Here is a 7799-nt window from a genome sequence, read left to right as displayed (position 1 = left end):
GGGCGGGCCGACTACCAGCGGAACCTGTCGGTGTCCTACATCAAGCTGGGCGATTTGATGAAGGCGCTGGGCGAGGGCGAGGCTGCCCGCCGCTACTACGAGGACAGCCTGGCAATTCGCCAGCGTCTGGTGCAGGCCGAGCCCGGGCGGGCCGACTACCAGCGGGACCTGTCGGTGTCCTATGAGCGGCTGGGCGATCTGCTGGGTGCGCTGGGCGAGGGCGAGGCGGCCCGCCGCTACTACGAGGACAGCCTGGAAATCGCCCAGTGTCTGGCGCAGGCCGAGCCCGTGCGGGCCGACTACCAGCGGGACGTAGTGGTTTCGCTGATTCGAATCGCTGCTATGGACTCGACGCAGGCGGCGGCGTTGCTTCAGGAGGCATTGTCGATTTTGCGCGCACTTAAAGCTGGAGCCTGTGAGATACCGGATCTCGACTCAATGATCGAGTATTGCGAGCGCAGGCTGGCGGACAAGGGACTGTAGCGCCAATTGGGATAGGGGCGGCCAGCTTAGCTGACCGACCCCTCCCACACACGCCACCGGCATGCGGGTCCCCACCGGGCGGTTGGAATCGTTGAGGACGGAGCGCTTTAAGTTACGATAACGCGCTGGCCGAGACGATCAACGGGCCGTACAAGGCCGAACTGATCCATCGGCGGGCGCCCTGGAAAACCCGCGAATCCGTGGAACTGGCGACGCTGGAATGGGTGTCCTGGTTCAACCACCACAGGCTGCTGGAGCCCATCGGTTATATCCCGCCTGCAGAAGCTGAGGCAAACTACTACCGGCAACTCGCCAGTCAGGCAGCAACCCCGGCCTGACTTAAACCAAATGGCCTCCACCAAAGGCGGGGCGGTTCAGTGCGCAGGCTCACCGACACGCCCTGCTGCCCCAGCATCTCCGGTCCACGGACGAGAAAGACAGTACTGTGGCGTGCTCCGGGGGAGGCGGTGCTCCGGATCTTCATGTGCAAAAAGCCCAATGCTCTGGGTTAAAAGACCCTCAGGCTCACACCTGGGCTGATTCCGGAAGCAAAGCCGGCCTGTCTTCTCGTGGCAGTCGTTTTCACGGTGGGGCACGTGATCAACTTGGACGCTGTTTCCATACTCCACTGAGCGTCATTCAGGCCGGCAGTGAGACAGCTGCCGTTCACTGGCATGGCCCACCCCGCCGAAACGCTTCTTCCTTACGCCTCCTGCGGAATCCCTTCAGTCTTGCGTCGTCATGAAAGGTGGGGAAGAGCGTGAAGAAGTCAAACCGGGAAAACGAAGTTCTTGAGTCGTTGGTTGAAACGGTCGGCCAAGAACAGGTCAGCGCGCTGATGCTGAAGTTTGGCGGGCGGCGCCTGCGGATACCCCGATCCCTCGAGTCGAAGGTGGCACACGAGCTCTGTGAGGTTATCGGCGTTGATGGACTTCAGAAACTCATCAAGGTTTTTGGTGGGCAGGAGTTTTACCTCAAGAAGGGCTACGCCAAAAAGCAGGCCGCTCGCGATAGGGCGATTTGTGATCGGGCGGACTTTCTCACGCGAGATGTAGCCCGCGGCGGTGAGGGCTTGAGCTTTCGCCGTGCCACTTCGCGGCTCGTGGACGAATTCGGGCTGAGTGATCGGTGGATTGAGGCCATCATCAATCGGGGTTGTGAATAGGAGATGTCAAGAGTGAGTGTCATCGAATTCATCAAGCAGCACTTGGCAAAAGGATTGGAAGCTGAGGCGGCACTGGCCGCTGCCCCCATCCAGCCCTGTAGTGGGAGCCAAACCGTTATTCAGAAAGGGGGCCATCGTGCTCCACATTCACCAAGCGCTTGAAGCCGCTCGAGACGCACTTACCTCGCCCGCGCGTCTGGTCGTGAAACTGGACGCGCAGTGCATGATTCAAGCTGACCACTCCCCCTACGCACACGAACTCGCCTTGATCGAAACTGCGATAGCTGAATGGCGCCTGTTTGATGCAAGCCTGCCTGTGCTGATCAGAAATCAACGAGATCCGGCCGAGCATCCCAAAGGAGAGCAAGGCGTGAGTGAGGTTTCTGGCCGAGCTCATCTTGACCGATAGGAAGCATCGTGGCTGACAAAAAACTTGGCATCGCCTTGGTCATAACGGCCGATGCGGGAAACGCCCAGAAGAAGATTGAAGCACTGGGCGATAGCGTAGGCGGGCTGAATGAGGGTGTCGGTCAAACGGCTGCGGGCGCGAAAGCAGCCACAGACGGCCTTGATGCCATCGGGGGGGCATCGGAGCGTACGGGAAGGAAGGCGTCCGAGGCCAACGAGGCTATCTCGACGAGCGTGCGGTCAATATCGTCAGAGCTGAACACCCTCAAGGGTCTCTTCCTTGGGTTTGAGGCTGCTAAGGGGTTGGCTGCAAGTGCCGCAGGGGTCGCCGCCACGGCCGACGCTTACACTAACCTCACCGCCAAGGTGAAGATGGCCGTGGGCGAAGGCGAGGCCTTCAACACCACCCTCAAGGGCATCGAAGAGATCGCCCTCAACACCAACGCCTCCCTCGACGCCACGGCGACCCTGTTCACCAAGCTGGCCGATGCCGGCCAGAAGATCGGCGTCGGCCAGGCCGATGCCCTGCGGCTGACCGAAACGGTGAACCAGGCGATTGCCCTGTCTGGCGCATCGGCCCAGGCCTCGGAGGCTGCGCTCACGCAGCTGATCCAGGGCCTGCAGGGCGGCGTGCTGCGGGGCGACGAGTTCAACAGCGTCATGGAGCAGTCACCCCGCCTGGCCAAGGCCCTGGCCGACGGCCTGGGTGTGACCACGGGCGAGCTGCGCAAGATGGCCGAGGCGGGGGAGCTGTCCAGCGAGACGGTCATCCGTGCCCTGCAGGGCCAGGCCCGGGCCATTGAAACCGAGTTCGGCAAGCTGCCGCCCACCATCGGCCGGGCCATCACCGACCTGCAAACCCAGTGGCAGATCTGGATTGGCGAGCTCGATCAATCCACGGGGGCCAGCGCTACGGCTGCTGCTGCCATCGAAGGCCTGGCCAAGAACTTCGACTTCCTCGCCAGCGCCCTCATCAACACCGGGCAGGCCTATCTGGCGTGGAAGGCCTACGGGATCGCCGCCGAGTTCCTGGCCCTTAAAACCGCCGTAACCGCCGCGACGGTGGCCAAGGTGGCCGACACTACGGCGACAGTCGCCAACACGGCCGCCACCCAGGCCAACACCACGGCCCAGATCGCCAACAACGCCGCCAAGGCGGGGGCTGTAACGGCAGGCGACGCTGCTGCTGCCAGTGCCGGCCGGCTGGCCGGCGCCCTGAGCCTGCTCAAGGGCTTCGGCCTGGCCTTCCTGGTCACCAACCTGGTGGACATCGGCAAGTGGCTGGGCGAGGCCGCCGCCAAGGCCATGGGCTACGGCAAGGCGATGGAAGAGGTGGAGACCCGCACCCGGGCCGCCGAGAAGGCCGCTAGGGAAGCCGCCGCTGCGGATGCCGAGCTGGCCCAGCAAAAGCAACTCGCCACCGACAAGGCCCTGGGCCTGTCGGAGCAAGCGAAGAAGCTGGTGGCGGACTTTGGCACCATGACCAAGGCCGGTGACGGTGCGGCCGCCGCCCTCGAGAAGATCGGCAAGGATCTCGACCTCTCCAACATCAAGGGCATTGCCGATGCCGGTGCCGCCCTGGATGCCCTGGCCCAGCGGGGCAAGATCAGCGCCGACCAGGTGCAGGACGCGTGGGAAGGGGCGCTCAAGGGTGTCGACCTGCAGGCCTTCGAGGTCAATGCCCGGGCGGCGTTTGACGAGTCCGAGCAGGGCGCCCGCCGTCTGGCCGCCGCCCTCGAAGCCCAGCTGGGCGAGGCCCTGCGCCGTACCGGCAAGGATTGGGGCACCCTGGCCGGAGGCATCAACGACGCCGCCCAGGCCGCCATCAACGATTTCGACGTGCTGGCAGCCCGGGTGGATGACGTGCGGGCCAAGGGCCTCAACGCAGGGGCGGCCCTGGCGGCCAGCCTGGACCAGGCCGCCGCAGCCGCCAGCACCGAAGCGGCCGCCAAAGCGGTGCTGGATCGGTGGGTGGAGCTGGGTAACGCCGGGTTGGTGACCGGGGATCGCCTGGCCCAGGGGCTGGCCAAAGCCAAGGACCGCTTCGACGAGCTCAAACCCGGCATCAACAGCCTGACCGAAGCCTTCGAGGCTCTGGGCCTGAAGAGCCGCGAGGCCCTGCAGGAAGCCGAGGCATCAGCCCGAGAGGCCTTCGAGTACATCAAATCGAATGGCGGCACCCTGGCCGAGTTGCAGGCAGCATGGGAGAAGTACGGGGCCGCTGCCCGGGCTGCCAATGGCGGCATCCTGCCCGACGTGCTGCGCTTGCAGCAGGAAATGTACAAGGTGGGGGATGCGGGTGAAGCCGCGGCGGATCGCATCGGCGCTGCCTGGGATCGGGCATCGGAGAAGCTCGACGACTACAGCAGCGCCGCCAATCGGGCAGGTGATGACTGGGTGCGGGACACCAGTGGAAATGTGCTGCAGGCCGGTGTCGACGTTGATTCACTGGCCGCCCGCTTTGGTATTGGCGCAGACCAGATGAACGACTTTAAGCAGCAATTCGCAGGCTTCTACCAGCAAGCGAAGAGCCAGTCTCAGTTCTACAGCAGCACCCAGGGCTTAGACCTCGAAGCCATCGTCCAGTGGGCTGCTGAAATGGCCGCAGCAGAATCGTGGAGGGGTTCGAATGGGGGGGCTAGTGGAGAATCAGGATCGTCACCGGTGGGGCTGGGGAACATCGTAAAGCGGCCCTTAAGTTCGAACTCCAGTCTCTCGAGCAGTAGCGCGCCACAGTTGAGCAGTCACACCGTTACGATCAACCTCAATGGCAGAGCTTCGCAAGTCAAAGTAACGGATCAGGACAGTGTGGAAACGTTGATTCGGGTGCTTGAGGAAGCCCAGCGCTCCTCGCAATGAAGTAGAGCAGCGAGCAGCTGATGCACGCCATTCGGCGCCCCCAAGCCTATACGTCCGGAACGATCCCGCTATGCCTGAACAACACGTGAGGGGGCTTGCTAGATCAAGATGGCCGGCACCCCAAATGCAAAGGCCTGCGGCTGGATAGGCAGCAAGCTGCTGATGCTGACCTTGCGGCCCCCCCAGCGTAAACGTCCGTGGCGAACCCGCTATGCCGCCGAGACTACGCGACAGCCGTTACAAGATCAATCGTCGCTGTTTGCAGGCCCTTCGAGCCATCCCCGCCGATCAACCCATTTTATTTCCGCGACTCCTTATTATTCCTGCGGGTTCGCTACGTCGCGTTTCGCGCTCTCAACGATGCCAGGAATTTATCCGGCGCCGCCCCGGAGCGGCACCCCGGCATGCGCGTCGGTGTCGCTGCGGACGGCAAAGGGGCATGCCAAAAGGGTGACCCTGCCATCACCCGTCAAGCTCGCCCAGTGGTCACAGGCGCCACAGATGGGCAGCGACAAAGGTGCGCCAGGGTGCGAAGCGGTGCAGCCAGTCGGCGGTGTCCGCGACGGTGGGCTTGTCGGCGTGGCCGATGAGGGTCTGCAGGCCACGTCTTACGGCAACGTCGCCCTGGAGGGAGGCATCGGCGTGGCCAAAACCGCGCAGCAGGGTGTAGTCGGCCGTCCACGGGCCGACCCCGGGGATGGCCAGCAGGGCTTCCCGCACGCTCTCGGCAGGGGCGCGGCGGGCCCACCAGTTGTCCAGGGGCAGATCGCCGTCGAGGACGCGGGCGGCGATGCTGACCAGGGTCTCGGCCTTGCGGCGGGAGAAGCCGGCATCCGTCAGGCGTGCAAGCGGCAGGCCGATCACGGCGGAAGCGTCGGGGAAGCAGGCGAGATCGTCACGGGTACGGCCGCAGGCCTCGATCAGGCGCTTGCGCAGCGTGATGGCTGCGGCAAGACTGATCTGCTGACCGGTTACGGCCCAGATCAAGGCCTCGAAGGGCGTGGCCGCCTGGGGGATGCGCAGGCCGGGACAAGCGGCGATCCGCGGGCCAAGCTGGGGGTGCGCACGCCAGGCCGCCTCGAAGGCGGCCACCGGCTGGTCGAGGCCGAGGAAGCGCCGGGCCCACTCGTGGAACTCGGGCACCGTCGTGTCGGGCACGTCATCGAGCCAGAGTTGCAGCGCCACGCCGCCCGCGCTGAAACGCAGGGCGAGGCGGGCAGGCAGGCCCTTCCACATCATTCCCTTGTCGAGGCTGTCAGGCCCGACCCGCTCGGCCAGCCTGTGGGGGTCGCGGGCGTGGAAGGCGAGAAAGTCGGCCTGGCGGAAGTGTTGGGGGAGCGGCAGCTGGCAGCCCAGGCAAGGCCCGGCAGGTGCTGTCATTGTTCCGCTTCCCGATCGAGCAGGGCACGCTTGCGCTCGATCCCCCAGCGATAGCCTGCCAACGCGCCGTCGGTGCGCACGACCCGGTGGCAGGGAATGGCCACCGCCAGCACGTTTGCGGCACAGGCGCTGGCGACGGCCCTTACGGCAGCCGGGGCGCCGATGTGCTGGGCCAGCCTGGTGTAGCTCAGCGTGGTGCCCGGCGGGATGCCCTGGAGGGCCTGCCAGACCCGCTGCTGGAAGGCGGTGCCGCGGATATCGAGGGGCAGGGCGCTGGCCGTGCCCGGGTCTTCGACGAGGGCAATCACCTGCCTGAGCTGCTCGGTGAAGGCTGCGTTGCCATCGCTCAGGCGGGCTTGGGGAAAGCGGGTGTGCAGCTCGCGGACCAGGGCCTCGGGTTCGTCGCCCAGGCTGATTGCGCAGATACCTTTGGCGCTGCCCGCGACGAGGATGGCGCCCAGGCTGCAGTTCCCGATGGCGTAGTGGATGTCGGTGTCGGCGCCCCCAGCCCGATAGCGGCGGGGTGACATGCCCAGCGCAGGGGCCGATGCGGCATAGAAGCCGGCTGCCGATCCAAAGCCGGCGGCGTGGAGGGCATCGGTGACGCTCTTTCCGTCAACCAGCTGGGCCTGCAATCGCGCTGTCCGCAGGCCAAGGGCGTACTGCCGGGGCGTCAGGCCGGTGGCGGCCTTGAAGATGCGGTGCAGGTGCCAGGGGCTGAGGCCGGCCTGCCGGGCCAGGGATTCAAGTGAAGGGGGTGTTTCGGCCTGTTCCATGTGGCGACACAGGGCGGTGACCAGGGCGGCATGGCGCTGGGCCAGCGGGGGCAGGTCGGGCTGGCAGCGCTGGCAGGGGCGAAAGCCTGCCGCTTCGGCTTCGGCCGTGGTCGCAAAGAAGCTCACGTTCTCCGGACGGGGCCGGCGGGCACCGCAGGATGGACGGCAGTACACGCCGGTGGTGCTGACGCCAAAGAAGAACCGCCCGTCGGCGGCCGCATCCTTGTGGATGACCGCCGTCCAGCGTGGATCACTGCAGATTTGGGCCGCGCGTTTGGCGCGTGGGGAGGTGTCGCCCTGCATAAGGGGCCTGCCTTTCGTGGCTGGTATCCGAAGGCCCCAATCTAGCCGGCTTGCGCCAAGCGTGCATCCGCTTCCTTGCGATCGAATTCGTCTATTGTTTGCGCCCCCCTCACGCGGCGATCTGAAAATCAACACAAACCACAAAAACAAATTATTTGACCTATCGTTTATAGATGGTAGCTTTGTTGTCGATTTGAAACGATTTTTTGCCGGTCATTTTGGGGATTTGGCGTTTTTTAACGGCTGTGGTCGACGGTGGAGCAGACCTTTCGAGGACGCTCGCCAAGGAGATCACGCCTCACATCCCGCAAGGCGACCCGATGCGTGCCCTCCGCCACGAGGGGCGGGAGGAGGGGTCGGGATAATTCCGACGGCGGTGAGGGATCGACCCGGGGTGTGGACCATCGGGCAGTCAGGAGTGATGG

6 protein-coding genes and 1 pseudogene are annotated in these 7799 nt (G+C 64.8%); 4 read left to right on the top strand and 3 right to left on the bottom strand.

Annotated features, from left to right (window positions below; genetic code table 11):
* The 3 genes and pseudogenes from L6Q67_RS22640 to L6Q67_RS22630 form a co-directional block, all read left to right on the top strand.
* On the top strand, nt 1-483 hold a 483-nt coding region (locus L6Q67_RS22640), incomplete at its 5' end, for a tetratricopeptide repeat protein (RefSeq protein ID WP_296575435.1).
* A gap of 110 nt (nt 484-593) precedes the next feature.
* A pseudogene (locus L6Q67_RS22635) lies at nt 594-821 on the top strand (integrase core domain-containing protein); the annotation flags it as partial.
* A 422-nt stretch (nt 822-1243) separates the two neighbouring features.
* Complete coding sequence (locus L6Q67_RS22630) at nt 1244-1648, top strand: Mor transcription activator family protein (protein ID WP_296575432.1); 405 nt, start codon at nt 1244-1246, stop codon at nt 1646-1648.
* A gap of 393 nt (nt 1649-2041) precedes the next feature.
* Here L6Q67_RS22630 and L6Q67_RS22625 read toward each other — a convergent pair whose 3' ends face one another.
* Nucleotides 2042-2182 (bottom strand): hypothetical protein, encoded by a 141-nt coding sequence (locus tag L6Q67_RS22625; RefSeq protein ID WP_296575430.1) that lies wholly within the window; start codon nt 2180-2182, stop codon nt 2042-2044.
* 177 nt (nt 2183-2359) lie between these two features.
* On the opposite strand from L6Q67_RS22625, the gene L6Q67_RS22620 reads away from it, so the two are divergent.
* The gene (locus L6Q67_RS22620) at nt 2360-4915 is read left to right on the top strand and encodes a tape measure protein (protein ID WP_296575428.1); all 2556 of its coding nucleotides are present in this window, start codon (nt 2360-2362) and stop codon (nt 4913-4915) included.
* A gap of 486 nt (nt 4916-5401) precedes the next feature.
* Here L6Q67_RS22620 and L6Q67_RS22615 read toward each other — a convergent pair whose 3' ends face one another.
* Nucleotides 5402-6295 carry a 3-methyladenine DNA glycosylase 2 gene (locus L6Q67_RS22615; RefSeq protein ID WP_296575425.1) on the bottom strand — a complete coding sequence of 298 codons (894 nt, stop codon included), beginning with the start codon at nt 6293-6295 and terminating at the stop codon, nt 5402-5404.
* A complete protein-coding gene (ada, locus tag L6Q67_RS22610; RefSeq protein ID WP_296575422.1) occupies nt 6292-7374 on the bottom strand; it encodes a bifunctional DNA-binding transcriptional regulator/O6-methylguanine-DNA methyltransferase Ada in 1083 nt (360 codons plus the stop codon). The genes L6Q67_RS22615 and ada overlap by 4 nt, the downstream gene beginning before the upstream one ends.
* Between the last annotated feature and the right edge of the window lie 425 nt (nt 7375-7799).

The sequence above is a fragment of the Zoogloea sp. genome, from assembly GCF_023150065.1.
Lineage (GTDB): Bacteria > Pseudomonadota > Gammaproteobacteria > Burkholderiales > Rhodocyclaceae > Zoogloea.
This window is presented reverse-complemented; position numbering and strand designations above follow the sequence as displayed.